15 protein-coding genes are annotated in these 17596 nt (G+C 67.8%); 7 read left to right on the top strand and 8 right to left on the bottom strand.

Annotation, left to right across the window (positions count from 1 at the left end):
• Positions 1-57 precede the first annotated feature (57 nt).
• Positions 58-201 carry a hypothetical protein gene (locus tag CRO07_RS19225; protein WP_235841075.1) on the bottom strand — a complete coding sequence of 48 codons (144 nt, stop codon included), beginning with the start codon at positions 199-201 and terminating at the stop codon, positions 58-60.
• A 255-nt stretch (positions 202-456) separates the two neighbouring features.
• On the opposite strand from CRO07_RS19225, the gene CRO07_RS16645 reads away from it, so the two are divergent.
• Together CRO07_RS16645 and CRO07_RS16640 are read left to right on the top strand one after the other, a co-directional pair.
• Positions 457-1452: a hypothetical protein gene (locus CRO07_RS16645; RefSeq protein WP_097031779.1), complete on the top strand. Its 996-nt coding sequence runs from the start codon at positions 457-459 to the stop codon at positions 1450-1452.
• 87 nt (positions 1453-1539) lie between these two features.
• A complete protein-coding gene (locus tag CRO07_RS16640; RefSeq protein WP_097031778.1) occupies positions 1540-2832 on the top strand; it encodes an O-acetylhomoserine aminocarboxypropyltransferase/cysteine synthase family protein in 1293 nt (430 codons plus the stop codon).
• 58 nt (positions 2833-2890) lie between these two features.
• Here the strand turns inward: CRO07_RS16640 and CRO07_RS16635 are convergent, their stop codons facing one another.
• Complete coding sequence (locus CRO07_RS16635; RefSeq protein WP_097031777.1) at positions 2891-3580, bottom strand: SIMPL domain-containing protein; 690 nt, start codon at positions 3578-3580, stop codon at positions 2891-2893.
• A 241-nt stretch (positions 3581-3821) separates the two neighbouring features.
• On the opposite strand from CRO07_RS16635, the gene CRO07_RS16630 reads away from it, so the two are divergent.
• On the top strand, positions 3822-6653 hold the full coding sequence (locus CRO07_RS16630) for a translation initiation factor 2 (protein WP_235841073.1): 2832 nt from the start codon (positions 3822-3824) through the stop codon (positions 6651-6653).
• A gap of 409 nt (positions 6654-7062) precedes the next feature.
• The gene (locus CRO07_RS16625) at positions 7063-8934 is read left to right on the top strand and encodes a cation:proton antiporter domain-containing protein (RefSeq protein WP_097031775.1); all 1872 of its coding nucleotides are present in this window, start codon (positions 7063-7065) and stop codon (positions 8932-8934) included.
• Positions 8935-9367: 433 nt separating this feature from the next.
• Here CRO07_RS16625 and cobT read toward each other — a convergent pair whose 3' ends face one another.
• Positions 9368-10384, bottom strand: a complete 1017-nt coding sequence (gene cobT, locus CRO07_RS16620; RefSeq protein WP_097031774.1) for a nicotinate-nucleotide--dimethylbenzimidazole phosphoribosyltransferase — start codon at positions 10382-10384, stop codon at positions 9368-9370.
• Between the two features lie 81 nt (positions 10385-10465).
• On the opposite strand from cobT, the gene cobS reads away from it, so the two are divergent.
• Entirely contained in the window at positions 10466-11221 is a 756-nt protein-coding gene (gene cobS / locus CRO07_RS16615; protein ID WP_097031773.1) for an adenosylcobinamide-GDP ribazoletransferase, read from the top strand.
• 64 nt (positions 11222-11285) lie between these two features.
• Here cobS and CRO07_RS16610 read toward each other — a convergent pair whose 3' ends face one another.
• The 5 genes from CRO07_RS16610 to CRO07_RS16590 form a co-directional block, all read right to left on the bottom strand.
• Entirely contained in the window at positions 11286-11795 is a 510-nt protein-coding gene (locus tag CRO07_RS16610; protein ID WP_097031772.1) for a CarD family transcriptional regulator, read from the bottom strand.
• A 278-nt stretch (positions 11796-12073) separates the two neighbouring features.
• Positions 12074-12412, bottom strand: coding sequence for a ferredoxin FdxA (gene fdxA / locus CRO07_RS16605; RefSeq protein WP_096785256.1), 339 nt, complete (start codon positions 12410-12412; stop codon positions 12074-12076).
• A 54-nt stretch (positions 12413-12466) separates the two neighbouring features.
• Positions 12467-12745 (bottom strand): RNA-binding S4 domain-containing protein, encoded by a 279-nt coding sequence (locus CRO07_RS16600; protein ID WP_097031771.1) that lies wholly within the window; start codon positions 12743-12745, stop codon positions 12467-12469.
• A 29-nt stretch (positions 12746-12774) separates the two neighbouring features.
• The gene (locus tag CRO07_RS16595; RefSeq protein ID WP_097031770.1) at positions 12775-15624 is read right to left on the bottom strand and encodes a helicase-related protein; all 2850 of its coding nucleotides are present in this window, start codon (positions 15622-15624) and stop codon (positions 12775-12777) included.
• Between the two features lie 9 nt (positions 15625-15633).
• Positions 15634-16161, bottom strand: coding sequence for a tetratricopeptide repeat protein (locus CRO07_RS16590; protein WP_407919642.1), 528 nt, complete (start codon positions 16159-16161; stop codon positions 15634-15636).
• A 109-nt stretch (positions 16162-16270) separates the two neighbouring features.
• Between CRO07_RS16590 and CRO07_RS16585 the strand changes: the two genes are divergently transcribed.
• Both CRO07_RS16585 and CRO07_RS16580 read left to right on the top strand, forming a co-directional pair.
• Positions 16271-16555, top strand: coding sequence for an SCP2 sterol-binding domain-containing protein (locus tag CRO07_RS16585; protein WP_097031768.1), 285 nt, complete (start codon positions 16271-16273; stop codon positions 16553-16555).
• Positions 16552-17493 (top strand): alpha/beta hydrolase, encoded by a 942-nt coding sequence (locus CRO07_RS16580; RefSeq protein WP_097031767.1) that lies wholly within the window; start codon positions 16552-16554, stop codon positions 17491-17493. The genes CRO07_RS16585 and CRO07_RS16580 overlap by 4 nt, the downstream gene beginning before the upstream one ends.
• Positions 17494-17596: the final 103 nt, after the last annotated feature.

Below are 17596 nucleotides of genomic sequence, written 5' to 3'. Positions count from 1 at the left end.
CTCGCGCACCTCAGGGGAGAACTTGTTCGTGGTCTTGCTCATGATGCTCCATCCTTCTCACGAGTTGGAGCCTCCGGCAAACCCGGCGCGGTTCAGCATGGCTCGCTTCGCGTCCTCAACCCAACCCTCGATCTCAGAAGGCGAGAGATCATAGGCGCGGCTGGCCTCGGCCACCGTTGTCTTGCCTTGAATGATCTCCACCACGAGCGCGTTTCCGGGGCTTACGCGGCGCCACTGGCGCCACGGTCTCCTTCAACTGCGCTTCGCCGTCCACCGCTTGATCGGGTCGTCCATCATCACACTCATTGCCACCTTCCTCCTTGTAGCAGGAGCAGATTTCCACTGGGTCAATACAAATGGCGACAGCCTGCGGTCGATCGGTCGTTGGCGACGCACCTGAATTGTGATCGGGGCGGTGCGCTTCTATAGTCGCGCGGCCCCTTGCCCGGAAATGCCATGACGCTTGCCGTCCCGTCCCGCTTCAACATTCTTGCGGTCGTGCAGAAAGGCCGGCTGCAATATGAAGCCGTCCTGCTGGCGGCATCGCTGCGCGCAGCCGATCCGGACTTTGCCGGCAGGCTTTATCTGGCCGAACCGCAACCCGGCCCGTTGTGGGCGGACGATCCCCGCATCGACGATCCCGCGGTCAGGGCGCTGCTGAACAATCTGGGCGCGACGATCCTGCCGTTCGAGAACACGACATTCGGTGCCAGCTACCCCAATGGCAACAAGATCGAGGCCCTGCGTGCCCTGCCGGACGAGCCGTTCCTGTTTCTCGACACCGACACGCTGGTGACGGGGGGCCTGTCGCAGGTTTCCTTTGACTTTGCCCGTCCCTCGGCCTCGGTCCGGTGCGAGGGCTCATGGCCCGATCCGGACATCTATGGCCCACCGCTGGGACGGATCTGGGCCGCGCTTTACGACCGCTTCGGGCTGGATATCGAGCCGACACTCGACCGGACGCAGCCCGAAGACCACTGGCGCCGGCATCTCTATTTCAATGCCGGCTGGTTCTTTCACCAAAGCCCGCGCCGCTTTGGCGCGCTGTTTCACGACATCGCCCGCACCATTCGCGACGACCCGCCGGCGGAACTTCTGGGGCAGCCGCTTTACCCCTGGCTTGACCAGATCGCGCTGCCGCTGGTCATTCATGCGCTGGGGGGCGGCCGCCCCGGGCCCGAGCTGTCCGGACTGGACGGGGCGGTGACCTGCCACTGGCGGCTGATGCCGCTGCTGTTCGCCCGCGAAAGCGATCTTGCGGTTGAAACCGCGCTGCGCGTCTCGGCGCCCAACCCGGTGAAGAAGGTGCTGAAGGCACACGAGCCGTTCCGGCGCTTTCTCTATCAAGGCAAGGGCGCCGAGGCCCGTGCGCTGTTCGACCGCGCCGACCTGCCGCGCCGCGAACAGGCGATCCGTCATATGCTGCGCCGCGCCGGGCTTTGGCTGCGCTGACCCGGCCGGGCGCAGACAGCCTGCGTCGCCGGTTGTGCGGCCGCGGGCTTTCCCCTAGCTTTCGCGCCACAACAGCAGGGGGCACCCATGACCGACGACCGCAAACTTGGCTTCGACACGCTTCAGATCCATGCCGGCGCCAAACCCGATCCGGCCACCGGCGCGCGGCAGGTGCCGATCTATCAGACCACCGCCTATGTGTTCCGCGATGCCGAGCATGCCGCACGGCTCTTCAACCTTGAAGAGGTGGGCTATATCTATTCGCGTCTGACCAATCCCACGGTGCAGGCGCTGGCAGACCGGGTGGCGGCGCTGGAAGGCGGCGCGGGTGCGGTCTGCTGTTCGTCGGGGCACGCGGCGCAGATCATGGCGCTGTTTCCGCTGATGGGGCCGGGGCGCAACATCGTCGCCTCGACCCGGCTTTACGGCGGAACGATCACCCAGTTCAGCCAGACCATCAAACGCTTTGGCTGGTCGGCCAAATTCGTCGATTTCGACGATCCGGCCGCCATCGAGGCCGCGGTGGACGACGACACCCGCGCGATCTTCTGCGAGACCATCGCCAATCCGGGCGGCGTCATCACCGATCTGGATGCGGTGGCCGAGGTCGCAAACCGCGTGGGCCTGCCGCTGATCGTGGACAACACCACCGCCACGCCGTGGCTGTGCCGCCCGATCGAACATGGCGCAACGCTGGTCGTTCATTCCGCCACCAAATACCTGACCGGCAACGGCACCGTCACCGGCGGCGTGATCGTCGATTCCGGCAAGTTCGACTGGTCGGCCTCGGACAAGTTCCCCAGCCTGTCCGCACCCGAGCCCGCCTACCACGGCCTTGTCTTCCACAAGGCGCTGGGGCCGATGGCCTATACCTTCCATTCAATCGCGGTCGGTCTGCGCGATCTGGGCATGACGATGAACCCGCAGGGCGCGCATTACACGCTGATGGGGATTGAGACCCTCAGCCTGCGCATGGCGCGCCATGTCGAGAACGCGAAGAAAATCGCGGCCTGGCTTGAGGCCGACCCGCGGGTGGACCATGTGACCTATGCCGGGCTGCCCTCGTCGCCCTGGCATGACCGTGTGGCGCGGATCTGCCCGAAGGGCGCAGGTGCGCTGTTCACCTTCGCGATCAAGGGCGGCTATGACGCCTGCGTTCGCTTGGTGGATTCGCTGCACCTGTTCAGCCATGTTGCGAACCTTGGCGATACGCGCTCGCTGGTGATCCATTCGGCTTCGACCACCCATCGCCAGTTGACGCCCGAACAGCAGGTGGCGGCCGGTGCCGCGCCGAACGTGGTGCGACTGTCGATCGGCATCGAGGATGCCGACGACCTGATCGCCGATCTGGATCAGGCGCTGGCCAAGGCCACCGCCTGAGATCTGCAAAAGGTCCAGGCTGCAAAGTTAAGGTGCGGTCGCAGAGTCGTCCCTTAACCTACTGATCAAGAGCGAAAACCATCGTCACCCGCGCCATGGTCTCGATCTCGCCTTCGGCCACCGGAACCGGGGCGGCGGACATCGCCGCCTCGCGATACATCGGCTGGGGCGGTTCATGGCCCGCGCCCTCGCTGATCGACACCACCGGGCCAAGCCTGACGCCCGCGGCCTCGGTCAGAAGCCGCGCCGTCGCCTGCGCACGGGCTACCGCGCGCTTGCGTGCCTCGTCCAGCGCCGGCTCGGGATCGGTCAGCCCAAAGGTGACACCATGCAGCGTGTTCGCCCCGTCCGACACCGCCCGGTCCAGCACCTCGCCCAGCCGATCCAGCGTGCGGACCCGAACGGTCAACTGGTTTGACGCGACATAGCCGCGGATCTGCGGCGCGCCGCCATCGCCGGGATGGGTCCAGTTCGGGTTCAGCGACAGCCCCGAGGTCTGAAGATCCCGCTCTGCGATCCCGGCCTCGCGCAGGCGGGCCAGCACCCGGCCCAGCTCTTCAGAGTTGCGCGCCATCGCCTCGGTGGCAGTCTCGCCCTCGGTGGTGACCCCCAGCGAGATGGTGGCCATGTCGGGGCGGGCCGCCACAACCCCCGTGCCGGTCACGGTCAGACGGGCTGTCTCGGCCGCGGTCGCGGCGGCGGGCAGCGCAAGCAGCGCGGCGACGGTCAGGACTTTGGCAATGCGCATCTGTGGGATTCCTTGTTGCTGCGTTGAAGGTTCGCCCTCTGTGACGCTTCCGGCAAGCCGATCCTTGGGTGTTTTCCTTTCATTCGGCAAAATCCTGCTGTAACACCGTGGGCGCTGCGGCGCGGACTCCCCGTGGCTGCGCCAACTGTGCTAGATCCGCGAAATGAAACCGAGATTTGCTCTCAACCTGACGTCCGAGGCCGCCGTTCTGCTCCGGCGCCAGCCGGACGGGTGGACTGACATGGGCGCGGCGCGCTTCGATGCGCCCGACATGGACGAGGTCATGGCCGCACTTGCTGCGCAGGCCACCGAGATGGCCGGCGACGAGACGCTTGCGACCAAGGTCGTGATCCCGAATTCGCAGATCCTTTACACCACGCTGACCGCCCCTGGCCCCGACCGCACCAGCCGCCGGGCGCAGATCCGCGAGGGTCTGGACGGGCTGACCCCCTATGAAGTCAAGGATCTGGTCTATGATTTCGAGACCGATGGGGATCAGGTCCGCCTTGCCGTCGTCGCGCGCGAAACGCTGGACGAGGCCGAGGGTTTCGCCGATCAGCACGGCCTGAACCCGGTCTGCTTCGTGGCGATCCCCGAAGGCCAGTTCCCGCGCGAGCCGTGGTTCGGCACCGTCACCAATGTGCAGAGGCGTCTGCCGAAAGGCGAACGGGTCGAGCGTGACAGTGAGCCGATTCGGCTTGCCGCTTCGGGGGTCGCGGATGTCATGGACGAAGCGCCAGCCACGGCCGACGACGAATGGCTGCCCGCCGTGGAATCCACGCAGGAGCCTGTGCCCGCGTCGGAACCAGAGCCTGTCGCCGACCAGCCCGAGGCCGTGACGCCCCGGGCCGCGGAAACATCGTTCGACACCGCGGCACCGCTGGCCGAAGCGGCGCCTGCCGGCGAGGAAATGCCGGCCCCTTCAGATCCGCTGGCGGGCCTTGCCCCGTCCGAGGCCGCCGCCCCCCTGCCCGCGCCAGAGCCGGAACCCGAGACGCTGGCGGATGTCCCGCCGCCCGATGAAGGCCCCGCCGCCCCGCCGTCGCCGGCCGAGGACTTCGTGCCGCCGCCCCTGGTCCGCACGGACCGCATCCCCGCCGAGGACGATCCGCAGGATCGCCCCATCGTGGATGCACGCGATCTGCCCCCGTTCGTGCCATCGCAGCCGGATACGACGGCAAAGCAGGCCCCGTTCGCGGCGCCGAAACCGGATGTGACCGCGCCGGAAATTCCCGAAGCGCCCTATGTCGAGCTTGATGCCGACGACGATGTGCCCGATCTGCCGCCCGGCGCCTTTGCCAGCCGCCGCCTTGTGGCCGAACCGGCAACCGCCCGGCCCTCGCCGCGGCTGACGGCCGAGCCGAAGGCGCCACGCGCCGGAACGCAGCCGCCCGAGCCGCCGCTCCGCCCCGGCACCGGCCGTTCGGCAAGGCCGCGGACGCTTCCGGCCGGCCCCGCACCTGCGGGCGCGGCCCTGCCAGAACTGTCTGTCACGGCCCCTGGGATTCCGGGCGTAAGGAACCGCAAGCCGCAACCCGCGGCAGCCCCCCTTGCGCCGCCCGAACCTGCCACCGCCCGCGCGGGCCAACCCTTCGGCACCTTCCCGACCCGGCCGGCACAGCGCGGCAAGCCGCGCCATCTGGGGTTGATCCTGACGGCGGTCCTGCTTCTGGTGCTGGCGGCCGTTGCGGCATGGTCGTCGTTTTATCTGACCGCGGACGATGCGCCGACAGAGACCGCGGTCGCGCTGGCAGAGGGCGACGACCCTGCCGCGATCGAGGCGGAGATGCTGGCCGACCTGCCGCCCGAGGATGAGGCCGATCTTGCACCGATGGCCGAACCGGCCGCGACGGTGACGCAGCCAGAGACAGCAACTCCCCCCGCCGAGACCGCGCCGGACGCCGCCCGAACCGCAGCCAGCGGCGCCACCCCAAGGGCAGCCGACCCGACCGAAACACCGCAGGACGAGATTTTCCTGACGACGATGGACACGCCGCCGCCGTCTCTGGATGCGCTGGCCCTGCCGCCGCCCGCGGCCGCCCCCGACGCCGCGCCCGGGCCGCCGCTGCCGCCGCCGCCCTTTGGGATCAGCTATGAATTCGACGAGGCCGGGCTGATCCGGCCGACCCCCGAAGGGATCCTTGCCCCCGGGGACTTCCTGCTGATCGCCGGCAAGCCGCCGATCCTGCCGCCCCGCAGACCCGGAACCGAGACCCCCGCCCCAGATCCCGCATCGCAAGAACCCCCCGCCGAGCCGACCGCCGCCGCCGCCGCAGAACCGGCGGCGCAGCCGTCTCCGGGCTCGATCTTTCCCGGCGCTACGGCGCCCGCGGCCCGCGCCACGCTTCCGCCCCCGGCCCAGACCGCGCCCGAACCCGCGCCGGTCGCCGCCGATCCCGCGCTGATCGGAAAACGACCCAAGCCCCGCCCGGAACGCCCGGCCGAAGATGCAGCCATCGCCCCGCCCCCGGCAGACCCGGGTGACCCCCGCACCGCCAGCCTGCGCCCCCGCGCCCGACCGGCAGATGCCGTGCCTGCGCCCGCGGCGGCATCAGTGCAGTCGGCATCGCTGGTCGCGCCTGCCCCCCGGCCCGAGACCGAACCGCAGGCCATCGTGCCGACATCGGGGGCGATCAGCCCGCTGGCGATTGCCGTATCGCGCAAGCCCGCGGCGCGGCCGAACGATTTCTCGCGTGCCATCGAGGCCGCGGTGGCGGCGGTGGTCCAGACCCCCACCCCGCCTGCCGCAATCCGCGTCCAGCCCGAACCCGAAGCCGAGCCCGAGGACGAACCCGAAGTTGCCCGCGCCGCCGCGCCGCGCATCCCGACCAAGGCCAATGTCGCGCAAAAGGCCACGTTCGACAACGCGATCAACCTGTCGAAGATGAACCTGATCGGGGTCTATGGCACGCCCTCGAACCGATATGCGCTGGTACGGCAGGCAAACGGGCGCTACGTCAAGGTTCGCGTCGGGGACCGGCTTGACGGGGGCGTGGTCGCCGCGATCACCACCAACGAACTGCGCTATCGCAAGGGCAGCCGGATGGTCGCGCTGGGAATGCCGCGCGGCTAAGGCGCCATCTCCCGCTGCCGCCGTGCGATACGCTGAGAGCTGAGAGCTGAGAGCTGAGAGCTGAGAGCTGAGAGCTGAGAGCTGAGAGCTGAGAGCTGAGAGCTGAGAGCTGAGAGCTGAGAGCTGAGAGCGGGCAACCACCATACATGCCCCGCCTGCAAGCGGCAGCCACCGTCGAGAACGCGCGCCGGCGGTCGAATACAGCGCCTCTGCCGCAGCAACGGGTGGCCCAAACCCCGATGACGAGCTGGGCCGACGCAAGGGCGCCACGGCACAGACCGGCGCTGCAAGGGCGGGCCCGGTAACCGCGATCGCGACAGCGACAGCGACAGCATGACGGGCGGCCCGCTCTGGACAGGCCCCCCCCGGCGACTATAGCTTTGCTCACCCTGCGGAGTGCCCCCAAATCATGGAAAGCCTTCTTCTTCAGGCCAGCATCTATCTGGGTGCAGCGGTGCTGATCGTGCCCTTGGCCGTGCGGCTTGGGCTTGGCTCGGTGCTGGGCTATCTGGCGGCGGGCATCCTGATGGGGCCGGTGCTGGGGCTTGCCGGCGCCGAGACCGACGACCTGCGCCACTATGCCGAATTTGGCGTGGTGCTGATGCTGTTCCTTGTCGGGCTTGAACTTGAACCGGCAGCCCTTTGGGCCATGCGGCGGTCGCTGGTGGGCTTTGGCGGCTTGCAGATCGTTCTGACCGCTGCGGCGGTCACGGGGGCGCTGGGATGGCTTGGCCTTGGCTGGCAGGAATCGGCTGTGCTGGGCATGGTGTTTTCGGTGTCTTCGACCGCCATCGTCCTGCAATCGCTTAGTGAAAAGCGGCTGTTGCGCACGTCGGGGGGGCGTGGCGCCTTTTCGGTGCTGCTGGCGCAGGATATCGCCATCGTTCCGATGCTGGCGCTGATGCCACTGCTGGCGTCGGGGGCACGCCCCTCCGGCACCACCGATCATCACGCAACCGAAGGCCCGGCCGAGCCGATCATCGGCTTTCTTCACTCGCTGCCGGGATGGGCGGGTGCGCTGGTCACGCTGGGCGTGATCGCTGGCATCGTTCTGACAGGCCATTTCCTGACCCGGCCGGTGTTCCGCTTTGTCCATGCCTCGCGGCTGCCCGACATGGGCAGCTTCATCGCGCTGTTCACCGTGGCCTTCACCGCCTTCCTGATGATGGCGGTGGGGCTGTCCCCGGCACTGGGGGCGTTTCTTGCCGGTGTGGTTCTCGCCAACTCGGAATTCCGCCATCAGCTTGAGGCCGACATCCGTCCCTACAAAGGCATCCTGCTGGGACTGTTCTTCATGGCGGTCGGAATAGGGATCGATTTCCGGCTGTTTCTGGCCGACCCGTGGACCATCCTTGCGCTGACGCTGGGGGTGGTGGTGCTGAAGGCGCTGGTGCTGGCGGTGCTGGCACAGGGCTTCGGCTTTCGCGGCAGCGACCGCTGGCTGTTGACGCTGGGGCTGGCCCAAGCCGGCGAGTTCGGCTTTGTCCTTGTGGGCTTCGGCGCGCAGGAGGGCATCCTTGCCCGCCCCGTCGCCCAATATGCGCTGATCGTCATCAGCCTGTCGATGCTGGTCACACCGCTTCTGTTCGCCATGGGCGACCGCCTCTCCCGCCGCAGGCCAGAGGCACAACCCCACCACCCCGACACCATCGACGAAAAGGGTGCGGTCATCATCGCCGGGATCGGCCGCTTCGGGCAGGTGGTGAACCGGCTGGTGCGGATGAGCGGGATCCAGACCGTCGTGCTCGACCATGACATGGCGGCGGTTCAGATCATGCGGCGTTTCGGCATCAAGGGATTTTTCGGCGATCCCACCCGGCCCGAGTTGCTTCATGCCGCTGGCATCGCCGAGGCCTCGGTGATCGTTGTGGCGGTGGACGACCGCGAGAATGCGATCAAGATCGTGCGCTATGCCCGCCATGTCCGCCCCGACATCCACATCGTCGCCCGTGCCCGCGACAGGGTGCATGTCTATGAACTCTATCAGGCCGGCGCGGATGACATCGTGCGCGAAACCTTTGACAGCTCCGTGCGCGCAGGCCGTTATGTCCTTGAAAACATGGGGTTCAGCGAATACGAGGCCGCGCAGCGGTCGCGCACCTATTACCGGGTGGACCGGGCCGCGATGCGCGATCTGGCCGAGCTGTGGGTGCCCGGCCAGCCCGCCCATCTGAACGAGGCCTATGTCGCCCGCGCCCGCCAGCTTGATACCGATCTGGAAATCGCGCTGATGCAGGAAGAGGCCGCCAGAACCCGCCCCAGTCCGGAGGCGGCCGAATAGCCGCCCGCCTCGGGCTTGCCCATTCCGGGTTTTGGGGCACAACTGCCACGGCTGCCGGGATATCTCTCGGCAGCCGTTTGATTTTATGGGGCTATTCATCGGCGCATCGCATGCAGATGGCGGAAGTTTTGCCCCGCCGCAGCACTGACCAGAGAAATCGCTGCGGGACGTCTGCGCCGTCCGAAACGGCCGATATCCCGTCCGCTTCCGGGGGCCTTCCTGAACGCCGATCACCACCGAAGATCGCATCCGATCCGAGGCGCATTCTCTACCGGCCCTGACGCCACCACGGCAGGCCGTGGTGGGGAAAGTTCAAGGATCGGTAGACGTTGCCATGGAAAGCCGTCAGCCTTTGACCACGGCCGAGAACCTACCTGTCCTCGGCCGACATGTCCCGGAGTCCGGAATAAGCTACGGTCAGACCTTGGGCCCCTCAGCCCTTCGAGACGCCCGCCTCGGCAAAGGTCGCCATGCCCGACAGGCAGGCGAGAGCGCCGCGCAAGACGCCGATGGCCAGCACCGCGCCCGTCGCCTCGCCCAGCCGCAGCCCCAGATTCAGCAGCGGCTCTTTCCCCAGCCGGTCCAGCAGCGCGCGATGCGCGCCCTCGGCGCTGACATGGCCCGCCACGGCATGATCCAGCGCATGGGGCGCGATCCGCGCCAGAACAGCGGCCGAGGCGGTGCAGATGAAGCCGTCAAGGATCACCGGAATCCGGCCCGCACGCGCGCGCAGGATCGCCCCCGCCATCGCCGCGAGTTCGCGCCCGCCAAGCCGGCGCAGAACCTCGACCGGGTCGGCCAGATGCTCGGCATGCAGCGCCAGCCCCTCGGCCACGACGCGGGTCTTGCCCGCCAGCGCATCGCCGACCACTCCGGTGCCGCAGCCGGTCCAATCGGCCGCACTGCCGCCGAACAGCCCCGCCGCCACCGCCGCCGCCGCGGTGGTGTTGCCGATGCCCATTTCGCCCACCACCAGAAGGTCGGCGTCATCGTCCACCGCTTCCCAGCCGGCGGCAAGGGCCGCAACCAGTTCGGCCTCGGTCATGGCCGGGGCTTTGGTGAAATCGGCTGTCGGACGGTCCAGGTCAAGTTCCACCACCGACATCGCGGCCCCCGCCACGCGCGAAAGCTGATTGATCGCGGCACCGCCGGCGCGGAAGTTCGCCACCATCTGCACCGTCACCTCGGGCGGAAAAGCCGACACCCCCCGCGCGGCGATGCCATGGTTGCCGGCAAAGATCACCACCTGCGGCCGTTCCAGCGACGGCCGCCCGTCGCCGCGCCAGCCGGCATACCAGAAGCCCAGATCCTCAAGCTGGCCCAACGAGCCCTTGGGCTTGGTCAGCTGTTCGTTGCGGGCGATGGCAGTCTGAACCGCGCTGGCATCGCGCTGCGGCAGAGCGTTGAAGACGGCGCGAAAACCGTCAAGCGAGGTGAACGGGGCCTGCATCTGTGGTCCTTCCGGTTGCTCAGGTGACGCGGCTTCGGTATCGGGAACCGACGCAAGAGACCAGTGGCACGGAGCGGGACGTTGAAAGAAAGGCTGTCGCAAAGACTGGCAGACGTGCAACTGGCGCTGGCGCTGCTGACGCGGCTGCCCCTGCCGGGGCGCGCCCTGCCCGACCGGGGCGCGGGGGCCGCCTGGGCCTGGCCGCTGGCAGGCATCGCCGTGGGCGGTCTGGCCGCGCTGGTCGCAGGAACGGCCCAGGCGCTGGGGTTGCCCGCGGGGATCGCCGCCGCCCTGGCGTTGGGGGGGCAGGCACTGGCAACCGGGGCGATGCACGAAGACGGCTTGGCCGACACCGCCGACGGCCTGTGGGGCGGCTGGACGCGGGAACGCCGGCTGGAGATCATGAAGGACAGCCGCAGCGGCAGCTATGGCGTCGCGGCGCTGGTGCTGGTGACGCTGCTGCGCTGGACGGCGCTTGCCGCCGTGCTGGAAGCGGGCGGATGGGCGCTTCCGCTGGCGGTGGCGGTGCTGTCGCGGGTGCCGATGGTGGTGCTGATGGCCTGGTTGCCCAATGCCCGCGGGGCGGGCCTGTCGCAATCGCTGGGCCGGCCGGATCTCAGGCAGGCGCTGACCGCGGCGGGGGTGGGCCTTGGCGTCGCGCTGGCGGTGGCGGGCGGGCCGGGGCTGGCGATGGCGGGCGCGGCGGGGGCTGCGGCGCTGGCGCTGGGGCTGGTTGCGCGGGCCAAGATCGGCGGGCAGACCGGTGATATTCTGGGCGCATCGCAGCAACTGTCAGAGGCTGCGGCGCTGGTCGCGGCCGCTGCCCTGATCGGCTGACCCCGGCATGAAAAAACCGCGGCCAAGGCCGCGGTTTCTGGTCTACCAGCCGAAGATCCGAAAATCAGGCCGCGCGCGATACAAGAACCGCATCCACCGCCTTTTGCGCGCCGGCCTCGTCGACACCCGACACGGCCGCTACTTCGCGGGTCAGGCGTTCCAGCGCGGCTTCGTAAAGCTGACGTTCGGAATAGGACTGTTCGCGCTGATCGTCGGTGCGGTGCAGGTCGCGCACGACCTCGGCGATCGACATCAGATCGCCCGAGTTGATCTTCTGCTCATATTCCTGCGCCCGGCGCGACCACATCGCGCGCTTCACGCGGGCCTTGCCCTTCAGCGTATCAAGCGCCTTGGTCACGATATCCGGCGTCGACAGCGAGCGCATCCCGACCTCGGTCGCCTTGTGGGTCGGCACGCGAAGCGTCATCTTGTCCTTCTCGAACGAGATCACGAACAGCTCGAGATGAATCCCGGCAATCTCCTGCTCCTCGATCGAGATGATCCGGCCGACGCCATGCGCCGGGTAGACAACGAATTCGTTGGGACGAAACTCGGGCTTCTTGGTCTTGGTCATCCAGTCGCTTCCTCGATGCGGCAGCTTTCGTTCCAGCGTTCACACACCCCAACGCCCGGAGCTTTCAGGTCCGGGCGATACGATGACATGTCGCTGGAAATTCCACCTCAGACGAGCAGATCTGATGTGGTGTATCAGGCTTCCGTGCTTGTTTGTGAAAACCTTGTATCACAAAAAGCAACTGATTCCAACCGGGGCAGACGCCTTCGGTTCCACGAAAGCGTTATCAATTTGCGCAACAGGCGGGCAGAGCCGCGCCTGCGGCGATGCGCCGCGCCTTAACCGCCCTCGCCCGGCGCTTCCGAGAAGTGGGTGGCAAGCTTGCCGGGCTGGCCATCAAGGGCAGCCGCGTCGGGCAGCGCGTCCTTCTTGGTGACGATGACCGGCCAGATTTCGGCGTATTTGCGGTTCAGTTCAACCCAGCTTTCCATATCCGGTTCGGTGTCCGGACGGATCGCGTCGGCGGGGCACTCGGGCTCGCACACACCGCAGTCGATGCACTCGTCCGGGTGGATGACCAGCATGTTCTCGCCCTCATAGAAGCAGTCCACCGGGCAGACTTCCACGCAGTCGGTATATTTGCAGGCGATGCAGTTGTCGGTCACCACATAGGTCATCAGAGGAACCTTGCTATCTTGTCTTTTCGGGGTCTGTTAATGCAGCAGAGCGGATCATTCAAGCGGCGAAGCGGCCGCAGGGGGTGCGTCGAGATCGTCATAAAGCAGCGCCGCTTCGCAGGCGGGGCCGCGCCGGGTGCCAAGCGCGACGACCCGGATCACCCGGATGCGTGCGCCCTGCGGAAAGGTCAGCGTGTCGCCCGGCGCCACCGCTTGCGCGGGCTTGGCGACATGCTGACCATTCAAGCGGACCCGGCCCGCTTCAATCAGTGCCACGGCCAAGGCGCGCGTCTTGCAGAAGCGCGCCTGAACCAGCCATTTGTCAAGCCGCATCCCGGTTGACGCGGGTCCGGCCAATCCGGTCAGGTCCGGTCGCGCAGCGCCGCAAGCACGGCGAACGGATTGTCCGGATCGATCTTGTCGTTGCGCGGCGGGCGCGATTCGAACGACTTGGGCTGATTGCGATCCGGCCCGCCCTTGCGGTCGGGCTTGCCGCCCTTGCCCTTGGGCTTGCCGTGACGCTCGGCCCCACGGTCGGGACGATCGCCACGAGGCGGACGCGCCTCGCCTCCTTCGGCCGGGGCATCGGCCTGCGCCGGTGCGGACCGCGGACCGCGGTCGCCGCGGCCACGCGCCTCGCCCTGCGGACGATCATTCCGACGCGGACCGCGATCGGGACGACGCGGCGCCCAGGTGAAGGTGTAGAAATGCTCCATCTCGGCGGGTTCGGCCGGGGCTTCGCTTTCGGCGGGGGCCTCGGCGTCGAACGGGGCGGCCTCGGACGGGTCGACCACCACCGCTTCGGGGGCCTCGGGCGCCGGCACCGCAGCGACGGGCTTTTGCTTCGGACGCTCACCCGCGTCGGCGCGGTAGCCCAGCCCCTGCATCAGACCCGCGAACTGTTCCAGCGTCATGCCGGTGATCGACAGCATGTCAGGCGTGGCCTCAAAGCCCGCGCGGCTGTCCTTGGCACGCAACAGATCGGCCAGACGTTCCAGCATGTCGATGCGGATCGCACGCTGCCCGGCCGGATGATAGCCCGCCAGCGTGTAATGCATCTTCGGCACCTCCGCGATATGCGGGATGGTGACAAGACCGGGCGGCGGGCTTTCGGGGAATTCCTGCAAGCCGTTCGACAGCGACCACAGCACCAGACGCAGCCGCGTCGGGGCGGGTTTCAACAGCAAGGGCAGGAAGATGGTGAACTGCCCGAAGCGCACGCCATGCTTGCGCAAGGCCGAGCGCGCTTCCTGATCCAGCGCCTTCACATCCTCGGCCACCATGTCGCGCGGGATGACGCCCAGATTTTCCACCAGCCGGAAGGCAAAGCCGCGGGCCAGACCTGTCAGCGTCTCGTCGCGGCCCATCGCCAGAAGCGGCTCGAACAGGGCCGACACCTTGCGGTCGATGAAATGCTGCAACCGGCGCCGGACCTTCTCGGCCACTTCGGGGCCGGCATCCTCATCGACGAAGGGCTCGACCTGCGGGCGCATCGGCTCGGGTCCGGCGACCAGCTTGCCCACCGCCTGCTCGCCCCACATGAGGCCGCCCTGCTCGGTGAAATCCATCTCGGTATCGGGCGAATTGTAGAACCGATCCGCCCGCAGGTGGAATTCCGGCCGCAGCGCCTGAACGGCCGCCTGCCGCAGCGTGCGCGCCTCGTCGGGCGAGTTCGACGCATCCTGCCGGAAACGGAACCCTTCGAGACGGCCGACGAATTCGCCTTCCACCGTCACTTCACCCTTGTCGTTGACCTCGGCCACAAGGCTCTCCTTCTGTTTCAACCGCCGCATGAGCACAGAAGTGCGCCGGTCGACAAATCTCTGCGTCAGAGCGGCATGAAGCGCATCCGACAGGCGGTCTTCTACAGCGCGCGTCTCGTCGCGCCAATGGCTTTCATCCTCGACCCAGCCGCGTCTCTGCGCCACATAGGTCCATGTCCGAATATAGGCGAGCCGTTTCGACAATGTGTCGATATCGCCGGCCGGGCGGTCGATCCGGGCAATGGCGCGCGAAAGCCAGTCATTCGGCACCCGCCCGTCGCACAGAAAGCCGAAAATCCGGGCAAGCAGGGTCGTGTGTTCGGCGGCCGAGATGCTGCGGAAATCGGGAATCCGGCAGACATCCCACAGCAGCTTCACCGCCTGCGGCGTGCGCAGCCGGTCGCGCAGATCCGGCATCTCGGACAGCGCCTTCAGTGCGTGCAGGTCGTCGGCCTCGCGGGTGCGCATCAGCCATTCGTTGGTGGTGGGTTCTTCCAGCGAGGCCACAAGCCGTTCGACCGTGCCGAATTCCAGCCGCTCGTTGCGCCATTGCAGGCGCTGAATCGGGGCAAAACGGTGGTTTTCGATCGCATCCACCACGCCTTCGTCCAGGGGATGCGCCTCGCCGGTGACGCCGAAGGTTCCCGGCTCGACATGGCGGCCGGCGCGGCCGGCGATCTGGCCCAGTTCGTGCGGGAACAGATGCCGCATCCGCCGGCCGTCGAATTTCACCGTCGAGGAAAAGGCCACATGATGGATGTCAAGGTTCAGCCCCATGCCGATGGCATCGGTCGCCACCAGATAATCCACATCGCCATTCTGATAAAGCGCCACCTGCGCGTTGCGCGTGCGCGGCGACAGCGCCCCCATCACCACCGCACAGCCGCCCTTCTGGCGCCGGATCAGTTCGGCGATGGCATAGACACTGTCGACCGAGAAGCCGACGATGGCCGCGCGCGGCGGCATCCGGCTGATCTTCTTCGATCCGGTATAGGTCAGGGTCGAGAATCGCTCTCGCCGCAGGAAGGTCACGTTCGGCACCAGCGCGGCGATCGCGCCCCGCATCACGTCGGACCCCAGAAACATCGTCTCGACCAGCCCGCGTGCGCGCAGCAGGCGGTCGGTAAAGACATGGCCGCGTTCGGGATCGCCGCACAGCTGGATCTCGTCCACCGCGACGAAATCGGCGCCGATCTCTTGCGGCATCGCCTCGACGGTGCAGACCCAGTATTGCGTGCGGTCGGGGACGATGCGTTCCTCGCCGGTGACCAGCGCCACCACCGACGGGCCGCGCTGCGACACGATCCGGTCATAGACCTCGCGCGCAAGCAGGCGCAGCGGCAGGCCGATCACGCCGGTCCGGTGGCCGAGCATCCGCTCGATCGCATAGTGGGTCTTGCCGGTGTTGGTCGGCCCGAGGACCGCCGTCACCCTTGCGGTCGCACGCATGGGATTGCCTTAAAGCTTCTGACCGGCCGCCTCGGCTTCCAGCCGTTCCACCGCCTGCTCTACGCCGTCGAGATGCGGATGTATAGCAAGCGCGGCACGATAGGCCGCCAGCGCGCGGTCGCGCTGCTCGGTCGCCTCAAGCATGGCGCCAAGGCCCGCCATCGCGCCGAAATGGCGCGGGTTCAGCGTCAGCACCCGGGCGATATCGGCCATCGACGGACCGAACTGGCCGGCGCGGAAATAGGCGGTGGCCCGCGCATTCCAGCCTTCGGCAAAATCGGGGGCGTGATCGACCAGCGCCGTCAGATGTTCGATCGCAAGCTTGGTGTCGCCGGCCGCCATCGCCTTGCGCCCGCGATCGAGCAGCAGATCGGCACTGGCCGAGCCCGACTTTGACCATTCCATCCAGATCTCGCGTTCGATTCGGCCCGCGGCGGCGGCGTCGGCCTCTTTAAGGCGGCTGAAAAGGTCGTCCAACCCCGGCGCCTCGGCCACGGCCGGGCCAAAGGCAAGGATCAGTGGCAGAATTGCCGCCACGATAACATTGTGAAACGGACGAGGCGCTTTCATAGTCGGACTGTAGCGCAGGCCGGGCCGAACACCAGAGGCCGGCTGTCAAGAAAACGGGAACGGAAGCGAGGCTGGAATGAGCAAGGTGATCGACGCGGCGGTAGAGGCGCTGAGCCGGAAGGTGGCAAACTTTGACGGCAGCGCCAAGTTCATCATCCGCGACGAAGGCGTGATCATGATGGATGGCGATGGCGTGCGCGAAGGCGATGGCGAGGCTGCGGTGACGATGACCGCCTCGGCCGATGTGTTCAAAGCGATTCTCGAAGGCGATCTGAACGCCACGACGGCCTTCATGTCGGGCCGTCTTGGGGTCGAGGGCTCGATCCCGATGGCGATGAAGGTCGGCGCGGCGCTGTCTTGACCGCCGCGCCCTTCCACGCCGCGCTGGCAGATGGCCCACCGGGCGGCCATGCGCAGTGGATCACCACCTCGGACGGCGTGCGGCTGCGCGCCGTCCTTTGGCCCGAGGGGCGGCACGGCACGGTGCTGTTCTTCACCGGGCGCACCGAATACGCCGAGAAATACGGCCCCACCGCCGCCGCGCTGGCCGCGGCGGGCTTTGCCTCGGTCGCCATTGACTGGCGCGGTCAGGGCCTGTCGGACCGCGCGACCGCCAACCGACTGGTGGGCCATGTCGACGACTTCGCCCAGTATCAGCACGACGTGGCGGCGCTTCTGGCGCTGCTGCGCGACAGGGGCCTGCCAGAGCCGCTTCACCTTCTGGCCCATTCCATGGGCGGCTGCATCGCCCTGAGGGCGCTGCATGACGGCTTGCCGGTGCGGTCCGTCTGCTTTTCCGCGCCGATGTGGGACATCCGGCTGCCGGCGGCGTTGCGGCTGGTGGCGAGCGGACTGGCCGAAGTGGCCCGGCTTCTGGGCCAGACCCACCGCTATGTCCCCGGCACCGGCACCCGCAGCTATGTCCTGTCCACCGCCTTTGACGGCAACGTGCTGACCTCGGACCCGGAGATGTTCGGCTGGATGCAGCGCCATCTGGCCGAGGTTCCCGACCTTGGCATTGCCGGGCCCAGCCTTGGCTGGTTCCGCGCCGCGCTGGCGGAAACGCGGCGGCTGCGCCCCCTGCCCGCGCCTGAGGCGGTGCCTGCGCTGTGCGTGGTGGGTTCGGCCGAAAAGGTGGTGGCGCTGGACGAGATCGAACGCCGCATGACGGACTGGCCGCAGGGCAGCCTGCAAATCGTCCCGGGCGCCGAACATGAACTGATGATGGAACGCCCGGCGCTTCGCCGCGCGTTCCACAACGCGGCAGCCGCGCATTTTCGCGCGAATGCGGGCGGCTGAGCGGCGCGGCCGACACCGGGCGCGCGGCACGCCACAGGAGAGGGCCGGGGCGCCCCGCCTGCACGCAATGTCAAAGGTCGGATCCCGCCGAGAGGGACCGGCC

The sequence above is a fragment of the Cereibacter ovatus genome (assembly GCF_900207575.1).
Lineage (GTDB): Bacteria > Pseudomonadota > Alphaproteobacteria > Rhodobacterales > Rhodobacteraceae > Cereibacter_A > Cereibacter_A ovatus.
This window is presented reverse-complemented; position numbering and strand designations above follow the sequence as displayed.

Excerpts from the sequence above, each read along its gene's own strand:
- CRO07_RS16645 (WP_097031779.1), top strand. The coding sequence starts at position 457 with ATGACGCTTGCCGTCCCGTCCCGCTTCAACATTCTTGCGGTCGTGCAG.
- CRO07_RS16640 (WP_097031778.1), top strand. The coding sequence starts at position 1,540 with ATGACCGACGACCGCAAACTTGGCTTCGACACGCTTCAGATCCATGCC.
- CRO07_RS16635 (WP_097031777.1), bottom strand. The coding sequence starts at position 3,580 with ATGCGCATTGCCAAAGTCCTGACCGTCGCCGCGCTGCTTGCGCTGCCC.
- CRO07_RS16630 (WP_235841073.1), top strand. The coding sequence starts at position 3,822 with ATGGGCGCGGCGCGCTTCGATGCGCCCGACATGGACGAGGTCATGGCC.
- CRO07_RS16625 (WP_097031775.1), top strand. The coding sequence starts at position 7,063 with ATGGAAAGCCTTCTTCTTCAGGCCAGCATCTATCTGGGTGCAGCGGTG.
- cobT (WP_097031774.1), bottom strand. The coding sequence starts at position 10,384 with ATGCAGGCCCCGTTCACCTCGCTTGACGGTTTTCGCGCCGTCTTCAAC.
- CRO07_RS16610 (WP_097031772.1), bottom strand. The coding sequence starts at position 11,795 with ATGACCAAGACCAAGAAGCCCGAGTTTCGTCCCAACGAATTCGTTGTC.
- fdxA (WP_096785256.1), bottom strand. The coding sequence starts at position 12,412 with ATGACCTATGTGGTGACCGACAACTGCATCGCCTGCAAATATACCGAC.
- CRO07_RS16600 (WP_097031771.1), bottom strand. The coding sequence starts at position 12,745 with ATGCGGCTTGACAAATGGCTGGTTCAGGCGCGCTTCTGCAAGACGCGC.
- CRO07_RS16595 (WP_097031770.1), bottom strand. The coding sequence starts at position 15,624 with ATGCGTGCGACCGCAAGGGTGACGGCGGTCCTCGGGCCGACCAACACC.
- CRO07_RS16585 (WP_097031768.1), top strand. The coding sequence starts at position 16,271 with ATGAGCAAGGTGATCGACGCGGCGGTAGAGGCGCTGAGCCGGAAGGTG.